The 19,948-nt window shown below is 62.2% G+C and carries 17 protein-coding genes, 1 tRNA gene and 1 pseudogene; 10 read left to right on the top strand and 9 right to left on the bottom strand.

All coding sequences use genetic code 11. The features are described from left to right. Window positions 1-51 precede the first annotated feature (51 nt). Window positions 52-1,776 carry an ArnT family glycosyltransferase gene (locus ACP7DE_RS09660; protein ID WP_426071900.1) on the top strand — a complete coding sequence of 575 codons (1,725 nt, stop codon included), beginning with the start codon at window positions 52-54 and terminating at the stop codon, window positions 1,774-1,776. 198 nt (window positions 1,777-1,974) lie between these two features. Then, complete coding sequence (locus ACP7DE_RS09655) at window positions 1,975-2,955, top strand: choice-of-anchor A family protein (RefSeq protein WP_426071899.1); 981 nt, start codon at window positions 1,975-1,977, stop codon at window positions 2,953-2,955. 75 nt (window positions 2,956-3,030) lie between these two features. On the opposite strand, the gene ACP7DE_RS09650 is transcribed toward ACP7DE_RS09655, so the two are convergent. Beyond that, window positions 3,031-4,710 (bottom strand): AMP-binding protein, encoded by a 1,680-nt coding sequence (locus ACP7DE_RS09650; RefSeq protein WP_426071898.1) that lies wholly within the window; start codon window positions 4,708-4,710, stop codon window positions 3,031-3,033. Between the two features lie 133 nt (window positions 4,711-4,843). Here ACP7DE_RS09650 and ACP7DE_RS09645 point away from each other — a divergent pair, with 133 nt between their 5' ends. Continuing rightward, a complete protein-coding gene (locus tag ACP7DE_RS09645; RefSeq protein ID WP_426071897.1) occupies window positions 4,844-7,207 on the top strand; it encodes a DNA polymerase II in 2,364 nt (787 codons plus the stop codon). 426 nt (window positions 7,208-7,633) lie between these two features. After that, a complete protein-coding gene (locus tag ACP7DE_RS09640) occupies window positions 7,634-8,950 on the top strand; it encodes an enoyl ACP reductase FabMG family protein (RefSeq protein WP_426071896.1) in 1,317 nt (438 codons plus the stop codon). 79 nt (window positions 8,951-9,029) lie between these two features. Here the strand turns inward: ACP7DE_RS09640 and ACP7DE_RS09635 are convergent, their stop codons facing one another. Then, a complete protein-coding gene (locus tag ACP7DE_RS09635) occupies window positions 9,030-9,794 on the bottom strand; it encodes an SDR family oxidoreductase (protein ID WP_426071895.1) in 765 nt (254 codons plus the stop codon). Between the two features lie 172 nt (window positions 9,795-9,966). Between ACP7DE_RS09635 and ACP7DE_RS09630 the strand changes: the two genes are divergently transcribed. Next, window positions 9,967-10,053: transfer RNA gene (locus tag ACP7DE_RS09630), tRNA-Leu, on the top strand. 529 nt (window positions 10,054-10,582) lie between these two features. Here ACP7DE_RS09630 and ACP7DE_RS09625 read toward each other — a convergent pair. Together ACP7DE_RS09625 and ACP7DE_RS09620 are read right to left on the bottom strand one after the other, a co-directional pair. Continuing rightward, window positions 10,583-11,161, bottom strand: a complete 579-nt coding sequence (locus ACP7DE_RS09625) for an NnrU family protein (RefSeq protein ID WP_426071894.1) — start codon at window positions 11,159-11,161, stop codon at window positions 10,583-10,585. A 69-nt stretch (window positions 11,162-11,230) separates the two neighbouring features. Continuing rightward, window positions 11,231-11,623 carry an Imm10 family immunity protein gene (locus ACP7DE_RS09620; protein ID WP_070301090.1) on the bottom strand — a complete coding sequence of 131 codons (393 nt, stop codon included), beginning with the start codon at window positions 11,621-11,623 and terminating at the stop codon, window positions 11,231-11,233. 146 nt (window positions 11,624-11,769) lie between these two features. Between ACP7DE_RS09620 and ACP7DE_RS09615 the strand changes: the two genes are divergently transcribed. The 4 genes and pseudogenes from ACP7DE_RS09615 to ACP7DE_RS09600 all read left to right on the top strand — a co-directional run. Continuing rightward, window positions 11,770-12,186, top strand: a complete 417-nt coding sequence (locus ACP7DE_RS09615) for a GNAT family N-acetyltransferase (protein WP_426071893.1) — start codon at window positions 11,770-11,772, stop codon at window positions 12,184-12,186. A 7-nt stretch (window positions 12,187-12,193) separates the two neighbouring features. Continuing rightward, window positions 12,194-12,940, top strand: coding sequence for a M56 family metallopeptidase (locus ACP7DE_RS09610; protein WP_426071892.1), 747 nt, complete (start codon window positions 12,194-12,196; stop codon window positions 12,938-12,940). Window positions 12,941-13,003: 63 nt separating this feature from the next. Next, window positions 13,004-13,504: a hypothetical protein gene (locus tag ACP7DE_RS09605; RefSeq protein ID WP_426071891.1), complete on the top strand. Its 501-nt coding sequence runs from the start codon at window positions 13,004-13,006 to the stop codon at window positions 13,502-13,504. Window positions 13,505-13,727: 223 nt separating this feature from the next. Continuing rightward, window positions 13,728-13,847: pseudogene (locus tag ACP7DE_RS09600) on the top strand (universal stress protein); the annotation flags it as partial. A 58-nt stretch (window positions 13,848-13,905) separates the two neighbouring features. Here ACP7DE_RS09600 and ACP7DE_RS09595 read toward each other — a convergent pair. The 4 genes from ACP7DE_RS09595 to ACP7DE_RS09580 form a co-directional block, all read right to left on the bottom strand. Then, complete coding sequence (locus tag ACP7DE_RS09595) at window positions 13,906-16,224, bottom strand: NADP-dependent malic enzyme (protein ID WP_426071890.1); 2,319 nt, start codon at window positions 16,222-16,224, stop codon at window positions 13,906-13,908. 181 nt (window positions 16,225-16,405) lie between these two features. Further along, complete coding sequence (locus ACP7DE_RS09590; RefSeq protein ID WP_426071889.1) at window positions 16,406-16,774, bottom strand: hypothetical protein; 369 nt, start codon at window positions 16,772-16,774, stop codon at window positions 16,406-16,408. After that, window positions 16,767-17,360 carry an SMI1/KNR4 family protein gene (locus ACP7DE_RS09585; RefSeq protein ID WP_426071888.1) on the bottom strand — a complete coding sequence of 198 codons (594 nt, stop codon included), beginning with the start codon at window positions 17,358-17,360 and terminating at the stop codon, window positions 16,767-16,769. Before ACP7DE_RS09585 ends, ACP7DE_RS09590 begins: the two co-directional genes overlap by 8 nt. Window positions 17,361-17,404: 44 nt before the next feature. Next, window positions 17,405-18,622, bottom strand: coding sequence for an MFS transporter (locus ACP7DE_RS09580; protein WP_426071887.1), 1,218 nt, complete (start codon window positions 18,620-18,622; stop codon window positions 17,405-17,407). A gap of 120 nt (window positions 18,623-18,742) precedes the next feature. Here ACP7DE_RS09580 and ACP7DE_RS09575 point away from each other — a divergent pair, with 120 nt between their 5' ends. Further along, window positions 18,743-19,264, top strand: coding sequence for a MarR family winged helix-turn-helix transcriptional regulator (locus ACP7DE_RS09575; protein ID WP_426071886.1), 522 nt, complete (start codon window positions 18,743-18,745; stop codon window positions 19,262-19,264). Here ACP7DE_RS09575 and ACP7DE_RS09570 read toward each other — a convergent pair. Continuing rightward, entirely contained in the window at window positions 19,261-19,866 is a 606-nt protein-coding gene (locus ACP7DE_RS09570; RefSeq protein ID WP_426071885.1) for a hypothetical protein, read from the bottom strand. The genes ACP7DE_RS09575 and ACP7DE_RS09570 overlap by 4 nt on opposite strands. Between the last annotated feature and the right edge of the window lie 82 nt (window positions 19,867-19,948).

Below are 19,948 nucleotides of genomic sequence, written 5' to 3'. Positions count from 1 at the left end.
ATACCCGACGCCATTCGTCGCGTCTTGCCAATTTTCTGATACCGACTATCGATGAAGCCAGTCCGCCTTCCCGCTGCTGCCACACTCGCGCTGCCACGATGGGCCTTGTTTGCGCTCGGCCTGCTGTACATCCTGCCTGGCCTGATCGGCCGCGAACCGTGGAAGAACGATGACGCCGCCAGTTTCGGCATCATGTGGACCATGGCGCATGGCGGCCTGAACGACTGGCTGTGGCCCAACGTGGCCGGCCTGTCACTGCCGGATGAAGGTCCGCTGGCCTTCTGGCTGGGCGCCATTTTCATCAAGCTGTTCGGCTGGATCGACGGCGACGTCTTCGGCGCGCGTATGTCGACCATCGGCATCTTCGCCGTCAGCACCCTGTCCGTCTGGTACACCGCCTTCAACCTGGGCCGCCGCAACGATGCCCAGCCCCTGCGCCTGGCCTTCGGCGGCCAGCCCGAGCCGGACGATTTCGGCCGCACCCTGGCCGATGCCGCCGTGCTCATCTACCTGGGCTGCCTGGGCTTGCTGCAGCACAGCCACGACATCACGGCCGAAGCGCTGTATGTGTCCCTGATGGCCTACCTGCTGTACCGCGCCGTGCGCTATGTGGAAGGCCCGTCCGTGCGCAATGCCGCCCTGCTGGGCCTGGCGCTGGGCGGCCTGACCCTGACGCGCGGCTGGATCACGCCGGCGGCGCTGAGCATCGCCCTGCTGCTGTGCACCGTCTTCCTGCGCCTGCCGCTGCTGCGCAGCATGCGCCACCTGGCGCTGGCCATGGTGATCGGCGCCGCGCTGACTCTGGTCTGGCTACTGCCCGGCGAATGGCTGCAGCCCTACGGCCATTCGCCGCTGCAAGCGTGGATGGAGTGGAATTGCCGCCAGTTCAGCGCCCCGAGCCTGAAAAGCCTGCAGTATTTCTTGCGTGTCGGCATCTGGTTCTTCTGGCCCGCGTGGCCGTTCGCCGCCTGGGCCGTGTATGCCTGGCGCCGCCAGCACCACGTGCTGCACATCGTCGTACCGCTGACCTTTGTCGCCATGCTGGCCATCCTGGGCCTGTGCCACCCCGATCCTGAACCGAGCCAGCTGTTGCCCCTGCTGCCGCCGCTGGCCGTGATGGCCGCGTTCGGCCTGCTGACCATGAAACGGGGCGCCATCAACGCCATCGACTGGTTCTCCGTGATGGTGTTGACCATCTGCGCCCTCGTGATGTGGCTATTCTGGTTCGCCATCCTGACGGGCTGGCCGCCGCAACAGGCCCACAATGCACTGAAACTCGTGCCTGGATTCAAGCCCCAACTGGAACTGGTGGCCTTCTTCGTGGCCGCTGGCGTCACGGCCGGCTGGATCGCCCTGGTGCACTGGCGCATCTCGCGCCAGCCTGCCGTACTATGGCGCGCCGTGGTGCTGTCGTCCGGCGGCCTGATCCTGATCTGGGTGCTGATCATGACCTTGTTCCTGCCGCCGCTGAACTACAGCAAGAGCTACGCCAGCGTGGCGCACCAGATTTCCGTTCACCTGCCGCCAGGCAGCAAGTGCATCAACAGCAACGTCGGCGCCGCCCAGCGCGCCTCGTTCGCCTACTTCGGCCACCTGCCGTTTGCCAGCGTGGGGCAGCAGCAATGCGATGTGTTCTTGTTGCAAGACAGCATCAAGGTTCCCGACAGCAAGGAACAACTGCCCGAGCACCACGGCGCGGACTGGATCAAGCTGTGGGAGGGGCGCCGCCCCACGGATGACGTGGAACGTTTCCGCCTGTACCAGCGCGTCAGGTAAGCCGCAAAAAACCGGGCCAGCCCCGGTTTTTTTATGTCCGCCAAACAGTCACGGACGACAGGAAAAGTGTTGCCTAAAAATATAGTTAATTACCTAAATTGAACTAAAATTGTTTTTTAGATTATAATAGCTGGCTGCGCGATGGCGGTGTCTTGCATTCCCGCCCTATTCGTCCCCCAATTCACTATGAGATTGTCCATGAAATTATTTAGCACCCGCACCTTGCCGCTCATCAGCGCCGCCCTGTTCGCCTTCTCCTTCAGCGCTACTGCCCAGGCCACCGTGATTGACCTCGGCGTCGCCAATGGCTACTCGGCCTTTATCTTCGGCAACATCGGCAGCAGCGGCGCCAGCGGCTTCACCAGCGTCGGTGGCAGCATTGCTGCTGGCGGCAATATCTACCTGAACAACTACAACGTTGGCACGAACAAAAAACCAGGCAGCGCCGTCAATTCGGTCGTTGCTGGCGGCAACCTGAACACGGGCTGGGGCACGCTCAGCGGTTCGGCCGTGTATGGCGTCAGCAACCCCAACGCCACCCTGACGGCACCACAATGGTTCCCAACTAACAACATCAGCAAAGGCAACGCGTCCACCCTGGACTTCGCGGGCACCAAGCAGCAATTGACGACCCTGTCGGGCGACGTGGCCAAGCTGCAATCGAACGGCACCGTGATCTCGCAATACGGCGGCTTCAAGCTGGTGGGCGACGTCAACGCCGACGTAAATGTCTTTACCATCGCTGCGAACGACCTGCATAACCTGACCCTGGACGTATCGTCGCTGAAAAGCACGGCCAGCATCATCATCAACGGCACGGCTACCAACATCACCATGAGCGGCGGCTTCGACAATTTCGGCAGTTTCGCCAACCGCACGCTGCTGAACTTCGCCAACGCCACCACCACCAGCCTGAACAACGTCGGCATCAACGGCAGCATCCTGGCGCCAAACAGCGCGTTTTCCGGTTCGGGCAGTATGAACGGCACGCTGGTCGCCAATTCGGTCAGCTCGATCAATTACGGCCACGTCTCGATGAACGGCGCCGGCTTCAATACGGTCAACGTCTCGGCCGTGCCAGAGCCAGGCACCTACGCCATGCTGCTGGCCGGCCTGGGCTTGCTGGCGTTCATGCGTCGCCGCACCCCGGCACGCGCACCGCAAGCACAAATGGCCTGAGCTTCACGCCGAACCAATAAAAAAACACCGGGCCGCGCAAGCGTCCCGGTGTTTTTTTATGTGCTGGAGAAAAACTTATTCCACGCTCAGGCCCAGATCCGTGGCCACCTGCTGGCGCAGCAGGTATTTCTGGACCTTGCCCGTCACCGTCATGGGGAACGCCTCGACGAAGCGCACATAGCGGGGAATCTTGTAATAGGCGATCTGCCCGTCGCAAAAGGCACGGATATCCTCGCTGGTGGCCTGCGTGCCCGGACGCAAGATGATGCAGGCGCACAACTCTTCGCCATACTTGGCATCCGGCACACCCACGCATTGCACGTCGAGCACGCTCGGGTGGCGGTACAGGAATTCCTCGACTTCGCGCGGGTAGATGTTTTCGCCGCCACGGATGACCATGTCTTTCGAGCGGCCGACGATGCTGCAAAAGCCATGGGCATCGATCACGGCCAGGTCGCCCGTGTGCATCCAGCGCGCCGCGTCGATGGACTCATTTGTTTTTTCAGGGTCGCCCCAGTAGCCCTGCATCACGGAATAGCCGCGCGTGAGCAATTCGCCCTTTTCGCCACGCGGCACAATGCGCCCTTGCGCATCGATGATTTTCACTTCCAGGTGCGGATGGACGCGACCGATGGATGAGACGCGCATTTCGCGCGGGTCGTCGATCGCGGTCTGGAAGCTGACAGGCGACGTTTCCGTCATGCCATACGCAATCGTGATTTCTGCCATGTGCATCAATTCGATGACGCGCGTCATGACTTCCGTCGGACACGGCGAGCCGGCCATGATGCCGGTGCGCAAGTTGGATAAATCGTATTGCTTGAAATCAGGATGATCGAGGATAGCGATGAACATGGTGGGCACGCCATGCAAGCCCGTGCAGCGCTCGGCCTGCACGGTTTCCAGCACGGCTTTCGGGTCGAAGCCTTCGCCGGGAAACACCATGGCCGCGCCATGCGTGACACAGGCCAGGTTGCCCAACACCATGCCGAAGCAGTGGTACAGGGGCACGGGAATGCACAAGCGGTCGTGTTGCGTCAGGCGCATCGCTGCACCGATGAAAAAGCCGTTGTTCAGGATATTGTGGTGCGTCAGGGTGGCGCCCTTCGGCGCGCCCGTGGTGCCGGACGTGAACTGAATGTTGACGGCGTCGTCAAACTGCACGGTAGCACTCACTTCGGCCAGGTGCGCCAGGTCGACGTCGGAGATACCCTCCATCAAGGCGTCGAAGTTGTGCATGCCGGGCGTAGCGGCCGCACCCAGGCGGATGACGTGGCGCAATTGCGGCAGGCGCGGCGACTGCAGGGCACCGGCGCGCGAACGGGCGATTTCCGGCACCACGTCCTGCACGATGGCCAGGTAGTCGCTGGACTTGAAGCTGGGCGACAGGATCAGCGCGCTGCATTGCACCTTGTCGAGCACGTATTCGAGTTCCGAGCGCCGGTAGGCTGGGTTGATGTTGACCATAATCAATCCGGCCTTCGCCGTGGCGAACTGGGTCAGTACCCATTCGGCGCAATTTTGCGACCAGATGCCGACCCGGTCACCCGGCTGCAAGCCCAGCTTCAGCAAGCCGGCTGCCAGGCGGTGTACGCGGCGCTGGAATTCCAAATAGGTCCAGCGCACGTTCTGGTGCGCCACGATCAGGGCATCGTGCTGGCCGTAGCGGGCGGCGACACCGTCCAGGTAGGCGCCTATCGTTTCGCCGATCAACGGCGTCTCGTGGGCACCGTGTACATAACTGATTGCTTGCATGCTGTCTCCAGGGTGTGTGGCGCGACGCGCTCTTGTTATCGTCTTTGATGCTGAAAATTATAGCCGCAAGCGCCCCCGCCCTGCGTCAGCTTGCTGTAATGTGCAGGCCAGCACACCAGACACTCACGGCACCATGACAGGCAACGCGCGGCACACCCTCGAACAGGGCTTCATCCTGACCCGCCACTGGCGCGACACCAGCGCCGGCACGGAAGTCGATTTTTGGCTGGCAACGGACGCCGGGCCCCGCCACGTGCGCCTGCCCGTGCAGACGGCCGTTGCCTTCCTTCCCATGGAGCAGCGCGAGCAGGCGGAGCTGCTGCTGCGCGGCGAGCGCCACGCCGAGCTGCGGCCCCTGTCGCTGTGCGATTTCCACCATCGCCCCGTGCTGGGGCTGTACTGCAAGCAATACCGGCATTTGCTGAAGCTGGAAAAACAGTTGCGCGCGCACGGCGTCGATGTGTACGAAGCCGACATCCGCCCGCCCGAGCGCTATCTGATGGAGCGTTTTATTACGGCGCCGGTGTCGTTCTGCGGAGAAACCCTGGAAGAAGTGCAGCTGAGGCCGGCGCCCGGCTATCGCCCCACCTTGAAACTGGTATCGCTCGATATCGAGACGACGGCGTACGGCGAGCTGTATTCGCTGGCGCTGGAAGGCTGCGGCCAGCGCCAGGTGTACATGCTGGGGCCGCCCAACGGCGGCGCTGAAACACTGGACTTCGACCTCGAATACTGCGACAGCCGCGCACAGATCCTCGAACGCCTGAACACGTGGATGGACCTATACGATCCGGACGCCATCATCGGCTGGAACCTGGTGCAGTTCGACTTGCGCGTGCTCAAGGAACATGCCGAGCGCTATCACATTCCCTTGCGGCTGGGACGCAATGGCGCCGTCATGGAATGGCGCGAACATGGCGGCAAGCAGGAACACTATTTTGCCGCCGCCGCGGGCCGTTTGATCATCGACGGCATCGAGGCATTGAAGTCGGCGACGTGGAATTTTTCTTCATTCAGCCTGGAAAACGTGGCGCAAACGCTCCTCGGTGAAGGCAAGTCCATCGACAATCCCTACCAGCGCATGGCCGAGATCGACCGGCGTTTCCGCGAGGACAAACCGGCGCTGGCGCGTTACAACCTCAAGGATTGCGAACTGGTCACGCGCATCTTCGCCAAGACCGATTTGCTGACCTTTTTGCTGGAACGGGCCAGCGTGACGGGCTTGGCGGCCGACCGCAGCGGTGGTTCCGTAGCCGCCTTCGAACACCTGTATTTGCCGCTGATGCACCGGCAGGGCTACGTGGCGCCCAACCTGGGCGATATCTCCGGCGAAAACAGCCCGGGCGGCTTCGTCATGGATTCCCAGTCGGGCCTGTACGACTCCGTGCTGGTGCTCGACTATAAAAGCCTGTACCCGTCCATCATCCGCACCTTTTTGATCGATCCGGTGGGCCTGGTGGCAGGCACCAGCGGCTACGAAGCCGATACCGTGCCCGGCTACCGGGGCGCGCAGTTTTCCCGCATGAAACATTGCCTGCCGGCCATCGTGGAACAGGTATGGCGGGGACGCGAGGCGGCCAAGCGCGAACGCAACGCGCCGCTGTCGCAAGCGTTAAAAATCATCATGAACGCGTTCTATGGCGTGCTGGGCTCGAGCGGCTGCCGCTTCTTCGACCCGCGCCTGGCTTCGTCGATCACCTTGCGCGGCCACGACATCATGCACCGCACGCGCGAGCTGATCACCGAGCAAGGTTATCAAGTGATTTATGGCGACACGGATTCCACCTTCGTGTGGCTGAAAACGGCGCATAACGACGAAGCGGCGGGCAAGATCGGCCGCGCCCTGGTGGCGCATGTGAATGCTTGGTGGAATACCTACTTGCGCGAGGAATTCGAACTGGAGAATGCGCTGGAGCTGGAATTCGAGACGCATTACCGGCGTTTCCTGATGCCCACCATCCGCGGCTCGGAAGAAGGCAGCAAGAAGCGCTACGCGGGCCTGGTGGGCAAGCCCGACGGCAGCGAAGAGATGGTCTACAAGGGCCTGGAAACGGTGCGTAGTGACTGGACGCCGCTGGCGCAGCAATTCCAGCAAGAGTTATACCGGCGCATTTTCCAGCGCGCCGCCTACCAGGACTATGTGCGCGACTACGTGGCGCGCACCGTGCGCGGCGAATGCGACGCCTTATTGGTCTACCGCAAGCGATTGCGCCGCCCCCTCGGCGATTACCAGCGCAACGTGCCGCCCCATGTGCGCGCGGCGCGTACAGCCGATGCCTACAATCTGGCGCAGGGCCGGCCGCTGCAATACCAGAACGGCGGCTGGATCAGCTATGTAATCACAGTGGCGGGGCCGGAACCGCTGGAAACGCAGCGTTCGCCCATCGACTACCACCACTACCTGACGCGCCAGCTGCAACCGGTGGCCGACGCGATATTGCCCTTCCTGGGCGATGATTTTTCGCGCCTCGTGTCCGGCCAGCAGGATTTGTTTTGAGAGCCTGTTTCAATAGGGAGCGTCTTCTGCTGGCAGCTCATCGGAAGCGCGGACAAGGCGTGAGGAGGCAGCGTGGCAAGCCACGCAACGACGATCAACGCAGTCCCCGCTTTTGAGGTGCGCCAGCAGGAGATGTATTCATCTGTTGAGACAGGCTCCACATCAATTTTGCTGACCGGCACGGCCAAGCTGAGGTAATATCGGCGCCGGCACAAGCTTGTCGCAGGCGCTGTGCGCGGCGGCAGCGTAAAATACGCCATGGCGAAAGAATAAGAGCTGTACCACCAGAAGAAGATGCCGTTCCAGACGAGAATCGTTCGCAAAACGATTTTGCCACCTGAAATGGCGCATAATTTAACACTATGTTGAACCAGCAGGCAGTAGCACTAGCCGTCTGCCCTGCTAATTTTTGAATGAATTGACACCATGACCGAGATTACGTCCTTAAGAGACATCCCGCAAAAAAATATCTTCCGCAAGGGCGACACCTTTGTGCTGTTCGGCGAGCTGTTCGGCCGCGGCTATGTGAATGGCTTGCTGGACGAAGCGCGCAAGGCGGGCATGCATATCGTCGGCATGACGGTCGGCCGCCGCGATGAAAACATGGCGCTGCGGCCCTTGAACGCGGAAGAGCTGGCCGAAGCCGAAGCCAACCTGGGCGGCCGCATCATCAATGTGCCGCTGATGGCCGGTTTCGACCTCGACGCGCCAGCCGGCGAGCCGACCCCGACGGCCCTGCTGGCCGACATGACCCTGAAAAGCTGGCAAGAAGACAAGCTGGACTGGGCGCAGATCGAACGCTGCCGCGAAGCCGGCATCGCCCGCTTCAGCGCCTCCGTGGCAAAAGCCATGGCCGAGCTCGACAGCCTGATTCCTGACGGCAGCAATGTGTATTTCGCCCACACCATGGCCGGCGGCATTCCAAAAGTCAAAGTCTTCCTGGCGATTGCCAACCGCATCTACAAGGGCCGCGGCGAGCGCTTCATGTCTTCGCGCGCCCTGCTCGACAGCGATCTGGGCAAGCTGATCCTGATGAACTTCGACGAAGTCACTGCCAACACCCTGCAGCACCTGATCGACGGCAGCGCCGCCATCCGCGCCCGCATCGAGCAAACGGGCGGCCAGGTGCGCTACAGCGCCTACGGCTACCACGGCACCGAGATCTTGATCGACGGTAAATACCAGTGGCAAACGTATAGCAACTACACGCAAGGGCTGGCCAAGAAGCGCCTGGAAAACGTGGCCAAGGCCGCGTGGGAAAAAGGCATCAAGGCGACCGTGTTCAACTGCCCGGAAATCCGCACCAACTCGTCGGACATTTTCGCCGGCGTGGAACTGTCCTTGTTCCCCCTGCTCGACGCGCTGAAAAAAGAAGGTGGCGGCGCCTGGGCCGAAGAGCAATGGAAAATCTGCCAGGGCTTGCTGGCAGACGGCGTCTCGCTGCAAGACTTGTTGGACCGTATCGCCGCCTACAACGGCGACGCCACCAGCGTGCAGTTCCGCAACTTCGCCGCCTGGCCGATGGACAACACGCCAGAGCTGGCCGAGGTCATGATCGGCACCTCGGACGACATCACCAAGCTGCACAAGGACCGCAAGGAACTGATCACCGACCACCTGAGCTCGCTGGTACTGGAAGGCACGGGCCCGCTGATGTTCCACGCCATGTCGGAGCCGCAAGCCCCCGTCATCTGGCTGAACCACGACATCATCGCGCGCCAGCTGAACTCGGTGCATAACTGAGTCTGATGTAAGGCAAACAGTATGTAGCACACCGACGGCCCGGCTCATCCCCGGGCCGTCGGCATTTCTGCCGCTGTTGTTACGTCCGCGTGATAGACACGCCGCCATCGGCCAGCAGCGCCGTACCGGTGGTAAAGCTGGAGGCATCGGATGCCAGGTACAGCGCAGAGAGGGCGATCTCGTCCGGCGTGGCCAGGCGCTTCAATGCATGCAAGCCCGCCACGAAGGCCAGCGCTTCGGGCGTGGCGGCCACCGTGCGCCCCAACGGCGTATCGGTGCCGCCCGGCAGCAAGGCATTCACGCGGATGCCCGCCGCGCCGCACTCCACCGCCAGCGCCTTCGTCAAGCCAATCAAGCCCGCCTTGCTGGCCGCATATGCCGCCATGCCGGGCATGCCCAGCGTATGGCCGACAAAGGTCGATGTGAAGATCAGCGAGCCGCCGCCGCGCGCCGCCATGGCGGGCAGCTGGTACTTGGCCGCCAGGAAGGCACTGGTGAGATTGGTATTGATCGCCGCTCGCCAGTCTTCCAGGGCAACCTCCGGCGTGGGCCCCATGGGACCCAGGGTGCCCGCATTATTAAAGGCGATATCGAGGCCGCCAAAGCGTTGCAGCGCCAGCGCCACGGCCCCTTGCGCGCACGCCGCATCGCCCACATCGCCGATACAGGCCACGGCTTGCGCGCCGCCGTCCGCCAGCTGCGCCACCAGCGCGTCGAGCTCCTTCCGCCGCCGCGCCACCAGCACCAGCCGCGCGCCATGGCGGGCGAACAGCTGCGCCGCCGCATAGCCGATGCCCGAACTGGCGCCCGTGATGATGGCGACCTTGTTTTCTAATTGTTGCATGGGATATCCCTCCAGGTAGTGAAGGAACACCATAGGACGGCTGTCCACGCGCTGCACTCCGCTTCTTGCGCTGGAATCGACGTATTCAAAGATTCTCAACACTTGTGCAAAACACACGCCAAGCATAAAACTTGCCAGATTGTGACAAATCAGTGATAATGCGTCTCGCGTTGCCGGGATGGCGGAATAGGTAGACGCACGGGACTCAAAATCCCGCGCTGGAAACAGCGTGCCGGTTCGATTCCGGCTCCCGGCACCACAGAACACATCAAAGAAGTACAGATAAAGCCACTAAATCCAATAAAATCAAGGGTTTAGTGGCTTTTTTCTTGTCTATTCAATCCGAACACTCCCGATAAAAACTGATAGGCGTTACGCCAGATTTACGCCTTGATTACGCCAAATTGGAAAAATCATGGCATCATTCCGAAAACGTTCAGGCGGCTGGCGCGCATAAATCGCCGTGCTCGGCACCCGTGAATCCGAAACATTTAGTACTCAGGTAGAAACCATTGCATGGACAACCGAGCGATAGGTGCATTTTAGATCTTCAAACTGTACTGAAGTGTCGGTCACGCCGGGGGGAAGTCAAAACTGTTTCCACGGTACCTGTTCAGGAAGAAGGTTTCTTAATCCTAAAGAAGCGCCAGTGCATCGTTTAATGCATGCAGGAAGGCAAGACAGCAGCAACAGCCTAGCCCCCCCTGCCCGCCCTCCGGCCCCGCCTTCCCCTACCCACTCCGCAGAATAATACTGAAGCGCACGGCGTTGCGCTTGCGCCCTTCCGGCTATCCAAACGGCCGCACGCCAAACAACACGCCATGCAGCCAGAATGCCAGCAGCAGCCACAGCGCACAGCCAGCGACGATGGCGATCAAGGTGCCTTGCACGGTGCCGCCTTGGTACGCGACGCCAGCCGCGCGGTCGCGCTGCACGGCGGCATACAGGTCGACCAGCGACCAGACGAGGAAGCCGCCGAACAGCAGCACGTCGGCCACGTTGCCGTTGGCCAGCAGATGCGCCACAGCCCAGAGTTGCGTACCCAGCAGCATGGGGTGGTGCACCAGAGTCTTGATGCGGTTGCGCGGCACATTGGCCGCCGCCAATAAAATCAACGAGAACAGCATCAGCAGGCCGCTGGCGTGGCGCAAGCCCATGGGCGGCGTCCACACGACCAGCGCTTGCTGGCGCGCCAGGCCGTAGCCCCAGATGATCAGGCCCAGCCCGGCAAACGCCACGAGCGAATACAGCCCCTTCCAGCGTTTTTCACCGAGGCGCGCCAGCTGGGCGCTACGCCAGCCGTCGGCGACGATGCGCACCGAGTGCAAGCCCAGGAACAGCAGCAATCCGAGTATCAACACCGTCATCGTCTTCTCCTGCAGTCAAGACCAGCTATCGAGCATAACCCACACCCTGGCCCATGCCCTCCGCGCAAATCAACGTTCCTCGCGATAGTAATCGCAGCCTTCAAACGTGGTGCGCAGCGCCTGCTGCAGCTGGGCGTAGCGCTCCGGCGTCAAGTTAAAACGCACGTCAATCTGGCCGTCGTCATCCATCTGCATGGCGGCCTCGGCATCCATCTGCACGGACAAACGGTTCGGATGCAGGATCACGGCGTGCATGTGGCCATACCAGGCAAATTCCTGGCCGCCGTATTCGATGTAGGGTTCGTCCATGCCCATGGCCACATCCTGCTCGTCGTATTCCTCGGCGCGCTGCAGCATCAGGTAGACGGGCTCGCCTTTGCCGGCTGGCGCAGCCAGGGTGGTGATCAGGGCGTCGTCTTCATTGATAACGGACAACTCGGTGGCGGTAAATCCTGCGGACATGGCGTGCTTTCAACAGATATAGGAATGACGCCACCATAGCGCAAAAGACGCCCGGACAGAATACACGCGACAAATAAAGCGTACCGCCCTGTAACAGCATCGCCGCCTATAATTGCCGCTCCAAACTATTTCTACAGGAGAGCGCCTTGACCGCAACATCGCCCTACACCACCCGCCTGGCCATTCCCACCATCGCCACCTACCAGCAACTGCGCGTTGCCGCCGGCCTGAGCGCGAAAACCACGGAAGCGGCGGCCAAGGGCTTGCCACACTCCCTGTTTGCCGTGCAAGTGCTGCACGGCGACACCGTGGTGGGCATGGGCAGGGTCATCGGCGATGGCGGCTGCTTCTTCCAGGTGGTCGATATCGCCGTGCTGCCGGCCCACCAGGGCAAGGGCTTGGGCAAGCTGATCATGCGCGAGATCATGCAATTCATCGAGACGGAGGTGCCGGAAAGCGCGTATATCAGCCTGATCGCCGATGGCCAGGCGCAAGACCTGTACGCGCAGTTCGGTTTTCAGCACACGGCGCCCGCCTCGGTCGGCATGGCGCTGAAACGCTAGGCGCCCGATGCCGGCCTGGCTGCTATGCACCCTGGCGCTGGCGCTGCTGTTGAGCGCTGCCGCCTGGCGAACCGAGCGCTTGCTGCAGCGGCGCGGACGCACGACGCGCTGGCTGTGGCTGGCGGCCATCGCCGCCTCCGTGCTGCTAGCGCTGGCATGGCTGCCCGGCGTGCTGGCGGTCATGCCGGCGGAACAGGCGCAGCTGAAACTGGGCTGGTTTGTCTTGTCGGTGGGCATGCTGCTGCTGTTGGCGCTGCGCAGCGTCTGGCTGCTGTCGCACCAGCGCCGCTGGCAAAAAACCACCTTGCTGGGTACGCCCGTATTCCTCAGCGGCGGCATCGGCCCCTGCGTGGCGGGGCTGCTGCGGCCGCGCATCGTGATGCCCGTCTGGCTGCGACTGATTCCACCCCAGCAACAGGCGCTGCTGCTGGCGCACGAACAATGCCGGCTGGCCGCGCGCGATCCGCAATGGCTGGCCCTGGCGCATGCCTTGATTATTCTCATGCCATGGAACCTGCCCCTGTGGTGGCAGTTGCACCGGCTGCGCTTTGCCATCGAGGTCGATTGCGACGCGCGCATGCTGGTGCAAGGCCACGCACTGCGCGACTATGTCATCGTCCTGCGCCGGCACGGCCAGTATTATTCTGGCTTGACGGGCGCCTCGCCCATCGTGCTGAGCGACCCGCTGACGCTGCGGCGCCGACGCCGGATCATGGCCAGATTTACCCGGGACCAGGCGGCGAACTTGCTATAGTAGCGGCAATGCCGCGCGGCGTGCCCGCGCCACCGGCTCCCCCTTAGAAATCAGAGAGATACCATGCTTTACCTGCTTGCCATCGTGATCGTCATCGCCCTGCTGTACTACGTCTTCAGTGGCCGCACGCCCGTCAAACCGCTGCACAAGCCGCTCGTCTCGGTGCGCCAGTACGTGCCGGCGATACCTGCGGGCACGCCCGCGCACCACTGGAACGATACGGGCCGCTTTGCGTCGGAAGTGGAAAACGAATCGATGTACCAGAACGCCATCGCCAAACTGGCCGGCGAGCACGGTCCCGGCAACGCGGAAGAAAAATGCCTGGCCCTGCTCGTCTGCGACGATGCCAATCCGTTCCAGGACAAGGCCATCGCCGTCTTCATCGATGCCCAGCTGGTCGGCTACCTGTCGCACAACGACGCCCTGCGCCTACGCCGCAACCTGGGCCGCCAGAACCTGGTGGGCCAGCTGACCTCGTGCGACGCCGTCATCCGCGGCGGCGGCCTGTGGAATGACAAGCGCCTGTCGTATGCCGTGTGGCTGGACTTGCAGCCCTACAATTAAGTGAACTCCCGCCACGACCAGCGTTGTTGCGTCACACAAAGAAGTGCCGACACGATGCCGCCGACGCCGATGTAGACCACTGGAAGTGGCAAGGAGTTCAATGCCATTATGGCTGGCGGTGGGCCAAGCATTTTGATGCACATCAAATAGATCGCTATTTACTGGCGATGGCCTTGCAGACGGCCATCGCCCGTGTTTTTGTGATCCATATCAAGCCGAAGTGCATGCCGGCCTGCTGGTGATGGGCGGCTACGGCCACGCGCGCTTCCGCGAAATCCTGCTGGGCGGCGTGACGGAAACCGTGCTGCGCCAGATGACGGTACCGGTGCTGATGGCGCACTGATATGAAAAAAGCCACGCCACCCTGGCGGATGACGCGGCTTTTGCTGAGCAGCTAGCGCTTACGCTTTGCGTTGCGCCACGGCATCCACGACGCACAGGGCCGTCATGTTGACGATGCGGCGCACGGTAGCCGATGGGGTCAGGATGTGCACGGGCTTGGCGCAGCCGAGCAGGATAGGGCCAACCGCGACACCATTGCCGGCCGCTACTTTCACCAGGTTGTAGGCGATGTTGGCCGATTCGATGTTCGGCATGACGAGCAGGTTGGCGTCGTTCTTCAGTGCCGAATGGGGCATGATTTTTTGACGCAGTTTGCTGTCAAGGGCCGTATCGCCGTGCATTTCGCCGTCGATTTCCAGGTCCGGCGCGCGTTCCTTGATGATGGCCAGGGCGGCGCGCATCTTTTGCGCCGAGGCGCTGTCGCTGGAACCGAAGTTCGAGTGCGACAGCAGGGCCGCGCGCGGCGACAGGCCGAAGCGCGTCATTTCCTCGGCGGCCATGATGGTGATCTCGGCCACCTGCTCGGCGTCCGGGTTTTCGTTGACGTGCGTGTCGACCATCACCAACTGGCGTTCAGGCATGATGAGCACGTTCATGGCCGCGTAGACATTGCTGCCGGCGCGCTTGCCCAGCACCTGGTCGATGTACTTCAGGTGCAGCTGGGTGGTGCCGAAGGTGCCGCAGATCATGCCGTCCGCGTCGCCCTTGTGGATCATCATCGAACCGATCAAGGTGTGACGACGGCGCATTTCCAGCTTCGCGTACTCCTCGGTGACGCCCTTGCGGCTGGTCATGGCGTAATACGTATTCCAGTAATCGCGATAGCGCTCGTCGAAGTCCGGGTTGATGACGTCGAAATCGGCGCCTTGCTTCAAACGCAGACCGAACTTCTCGATGCGCGCTTCCAGCACGGGCGGACGGCCCACCAGGATGGGGCGTGCCAGCTTCTCGTCGACCACCACTTGCACGGCGCGCAGCACGCGCTCTTCTTCGCCTTCGGCGTAGACGATGCGTTTGAGTTCGGCCGGCGTCGATTTCGCCTTCAGGAACAGCGGCTTCATGAAGGTGCCGCTGCGGTAGACGAATTGCTGCAGGCTGTCGGCATACGCTTGCAAATCCTTGATCGGGCGCGTAGCAACGCCCGATTCCTCGGCCGCCTTGGCGACGGCTGGCGCGATCTTGATCAGCAGACGGGGATCGAACGGCATCGGGATCAGGTATTCGGGACCGAACGACAGGTTGCTGATGCCATAGGTGGTGGCCACGATGTCCGACTGCTCGGCATGCGCGAGGTCGGCGATCGCGTGCACCACGGCGATTTCCATTTCGCGCGTGATCGTCGTGGCGCCGCAATCGAGGGCGCCGCGGAAGATGTACGGGAAGCACAGCACGTTGTTGACCTGGTTCGGATAGTCCGAGCGGCCCGTGGCGATGATGGCGTCGCTGCGCACGGCCTTGACTTCTTCCGGCAAGATTTCCGGATTCGGATTGGCCAGCGCCAGGATCAAGGGGTTCGGCGCCATCTTGCGCACCATGTCTTGTTTCAGCACGCCGCCGGCGGACACGCCGAGGAAAATGTCGGCGTCCGGGATGATCTCGGCCAGGGTGCGCAGCGGCGTGTCTTGCGCGAAGCGTTCCTTGTCCGGGTCCATCAATTCCGTGCGGCCCTTGTAGACCACGCCGGCCAGGTCAGTGACGTAGATGTTTTTCAGGGGGAAGCCCAGGTCGACGATCAGGTCCAGGCAGGCCAGCGCCGCGGCGCCAGCGCCCGACACGACCAGCTTGCAATCCTCGATTTTCTTGCCGACGGCTTTCAAGCCGTTCAGGATGGCCGCGCCGACGATGATGGCGGTACCGTGCTGGTCGTCATGGAAGACAGGAATCTTCATGCGGCTGCGCAACTGGCGCTCGATATAGAAGCACTCAGGCGCCTTGATGTCTTCCAGGTTCACGCCGCCGAAGGTAGGTTCCAGCGAAGCGATGATATCGACCAGTTTATCCGGGTCCATCTCATTGATTTCGATGTCGAAGACGTCGATGCCGGCGAATTTCTTGAACAGCACGCCCTTGCCTTCCATCACCGGCTTGGCGGCCAGCGGGCCGATATTGCCCAGTCCCAGCACGGCCGTGCCGTTGGTGATGACGGCCACCAAGTTGCCGCGCGCCGTATATTTATAGGCATTCGCCGGATCGATGACGATTTCTTCGCACGGTGCCGCCACGCCTGGCGAGTAAGCCAGCGCCAGGTCGCGCTGGTTGGTCAGTTGTTTGGTCGGCGTCACGCTGATTTTGCCGGGGCGCGGGCACTCGTGATACTCGAGTGCGGCCAAGCGCAATTGTTGACGCAATTCTTCTTTTTTATCAGATGACGAATCCATGCTGTGCTGCCTTCCTGTTTGGTCGATCGGGTGTTCCGGATTTTATCAGACCGATTCTTTCAATTAGCTAGGTATTTTCCGCTAGCCACAGTCTGATATCACGAAAACGCATAACCTAGCATTGTAAGGCCGTCCGGCGGCACAAACGCTCTGAACAGGAAAAACTATCAATTTTTATATTTCAATTAGTTTTTATGATAGGCACCGGAGCACGCCACAGCGGCAATGCCTCGACGGCACGCTCGATATCGTCCATCTCGTCCGCGCCCAAAGTGGCGTCGAACGGCGCGGACAGGATGCTGCGCATCAGCGCCAGGCGCGTCGTGGCTTGCTGCTCATCGATGAAGCGTGTCGTCTCCGCGCAGTACTGCGCGCGGCGCAGGGCATCGGCGCCGTCATCGTCGCCGTCGGGATAATAATGGCGGCCGATGTGATGCAGCGACTGCAGCAGGAATTCGATCTCTTGCAGGATGCGCAGCGCATCATCGCCGGACAGCACGATACGGCGGTTGGCGGGCAGCAGGGAGGGTGGCGTGGCTGGACTATTCAAAATTTTCATCGATCAGGAATGCATAGTCGTTATCGATCAGCATTTGCAGATAGGCATCGAAACTGCCGGCGATGACCTGATAGTTGTCTGGGTCATGCAGGAAGCGCACGACCTGTCCCACCGCGCCCGACGCCGTGGGCGTGAAATCGATATACAGCCGCGAGGAGCCGCCATTGTTCATGCAATGCGAAAAACACAGGCGCTGGCCCTGCTTGATGCCGGCGTCGATGCGCACGTCGACGATGCCGGGGTCGTCTTCCAGGTAATGGCCATAGATATCGGCGATGCTGCGCTGGTTCGCTTGCCCGTCCTCCAGTATCTGCTCGACGGAACTCAGATAATACGGATACTCGAATACGTCCGAGCCCAGCATGTACACCAGCACCGTGCCGCCGGCATACTCCTGGTAGTAAGTGCCGTTGTACTTGCCCAGCAAGCGCAGCAAGCTGTCAGGGCATAGCGGATACGTTAGGCGCAGGCTGGCCAGTTGCGCCGCGCTGGCGCCGCTGGCCAGCGCCAGCTCCGCCAACGGCTCCGGCGGCAATGCCTTGAGTACACCTGCGAGATAGTGGTCGACGATATCCATACGTGGCTGGTTCCTGATTTGACGAGTTGGCGCAATATAGCAGCTCAGGATACGCGGCCGGCGCACGGCTGGACCAGCATTCCGCCCGGCGCGAAGCGCACGGCGATCAGCAGCAAGACCACCACGCCAGCGGCCATCACCATCCATGCCTGGGCCAGGCTGGATGAGTGTTGGCGGATCAGGCCGGCAATGAAGGGCATGCTGCTGGCGATGATGTAGCCACCGCCCTGCACAAAGCCCAGCAAGGCGCCGGCGCTGGCCGGGTCATGCACGTGGTCCATGCTGACGATCAGCGACAGGGGGAACAGCGCGCCGATGCCGCAGCCCAGCAGGATCACGGCGGGCAGCGCCAGTTGCGCGGGCGCCACGATCAGGCAAGCCAGTCCCGCCAGCACGGCTAGCAAGACGGGCAACAGCAGGATGCGGCGGTCGGGGTAGCGGTGGATAATGCTGGAAATCACCAGTCCCGCCAGCACCTCCACCAGGGTCAGACCACCGAGCAGCAAGCCGCTGTCGGCGGCGCTCCAGCCCAGCTCCGTGTAAAACGGCGGCAGCCAGGCCAGCACCAGGGTGTACGCGCCCGTGCCGATGCCGAAAAACACCAGCAACAGCCAGGCTCGACGACTGCCCAAGGGCAAGCTGGCGCCCGCGTCGCTGACCACGTCCATGCGCGAAGCGGCCGCGCGGCGCCACAGCAGGGCGGCCGCCACGGCAGGCAGCGCCCACAAGGCCAGCAGCGCATGCCAGCCCAGCGACTGCGCCAGCGGCGAGGCGGACGCGGCGGCAATAGCCGCCCCACCCATGATGCCCGTCGTGTAAAACCCCATCAACTGGCCTGCCCGCGCGGGAAAATGGCGCTTGATGAAGGCTGGCAGCAAGGCTTGCACCAGCGCAATGCCCAGGCCGCCCAGGGCCGCCGTGGCGATCAGTCCGCCGCTGCCGTGCAGAGGCCAGCGCAGGGCGCAGGCGGCAGCGATGATGGCGATGCCGATGCCGATACCGCGCGCCACGCCCAGGCGGCGCTGCAGTTGCGCGCCCGCCAGAGCGCACACGCCCATGGCGAACACGGGCACGGTGGTCAGCAAGCCCGCATCGGCATTGCTGATGCCCGTGCTGGCCTGGATGCTGTCAAGCAAAGGACCGATGGCGGCCAGGATGGGGCGCAGGTTCAGGCCCAGCAGGATGATGGCGGCCACCAGCAGGGCGGAAGATGATGCAGAAAAGGGGGAAGCGGCAGGGCGTGCAGGGCGTGTGGAAGGCATGGGATAGTCCTTGCCTCGCTGGGAGGCACATGGTTTAATGCGTCATCAAATATGACTCGATGAAAAGTATCTTAACATAAAGATATAAATCTATCTTGAGGTCGAGATAAATGGAACCCCATGACAACTACCCCGCAAGAACACACACGCGCGCAATTTGCCGCCGCACAATGGCAGCGCGAACTGCCGCAGATGGATACGCATGCCATGCAGCTGGTGGGCCAGCTGGGCACGGTGGCGCAACTGATGGCGCGCGACTGGCTCAACCCGCTGTTTGCCGAGCACGGTTTGCAGCCGGGAGAATTCGACGTGCTGGCGACATTGCGCCGCTCGGGCACGCCCTACAGCCTGACGCCGACGGCGCTGTACGAAGCGGCCATGCTGTCCTCGGGCGGCATGACCAACCGCATCGACCGGCTGGAAGCGGCCGACCTGATCGAACGCCAAAAGCATCCGACGGACCGGCGCGGCGTGCTAGTGGCCCTGACGCCCCAGGGCCTGGCATTGATTGAACAGCTGGTGCTGCTGCACGTGGAGAACGAGCGCGCCATGCTCTCGCCCTTGAACGCGGACGAACAGCACCAGCTCGACCAGTTGCTGGCCAAGCTGCTGCAGGGCATGGCACAGGCGAAGAAAATTTAGGAAAGCAGGTGCGCCAGCTCGCGCAGCGCCGCATTGCCGCGCCGGGCCAGGCGCTGCAGTTCAGCCGGGTCACGGCTGTCGTACAGGGCCTGGACATGGCCCGCGCTGGCCGCGCGCAAGTCGATATCGCTATCGCGGTCTGGCATCTGGGCGTCGGCCACATGGCCCTCGACCAAGGTCAGGTAGTAATGGCGGGGCTTGCCGCGCAAGTTGGCGGAAAACTGCAGCACCAGGCCGCTGTCGAACAGCAGGGCGCCGCTGCGGCCGCCCTGCTCCAGCAGCACGCGAAACGCCGGCAAAGGCTGCCGCGCCGCACGCAGGAAGCCGGCCAGGTGCACCTGATAACCGAGGTCCAGGCCATTCGCACCCAGCTGGCCGCGCTGCAGATACAGCTTGAACGATGCCCGCACGGGCCGCCCGGCGCGGCGGAACAGGCGCTCGTCCTCGTACAGGCACAGCTGGCCGCCGTCGCTGACGGCATCGAAGCCGTGCGCTACCAGCTCCTGCGCCTCGAAAGTGGTCAGACCGACGGCTTGCGGGTCGCGCAGCCAGCCATGGTCTAGCCAGGATTGCAACAAGACGTGAATATCGATAATGGGCATAGTAAGCGGCTCGGCAGTGGCAAAGGCCTGTATTGTAGGCCAGCCTATAATAGCCGGGTCACACCATCATTCAACGCACAGA

Source organism: Janthinobacterium sp. DSP2-3-3 (genome assembly GCF_049897325.1).
GTDB lineage: Bacteria > Pseudomonadota > Gammaproteobacteria > Burkholderiales > Burkholderiaceae_D > Janthinobacterium.
The sequence above is the reverse complement of the archived record's forward strand: the minus strand, read 5'-3'. Positions and strand labels throughout refer to the sequence as shown.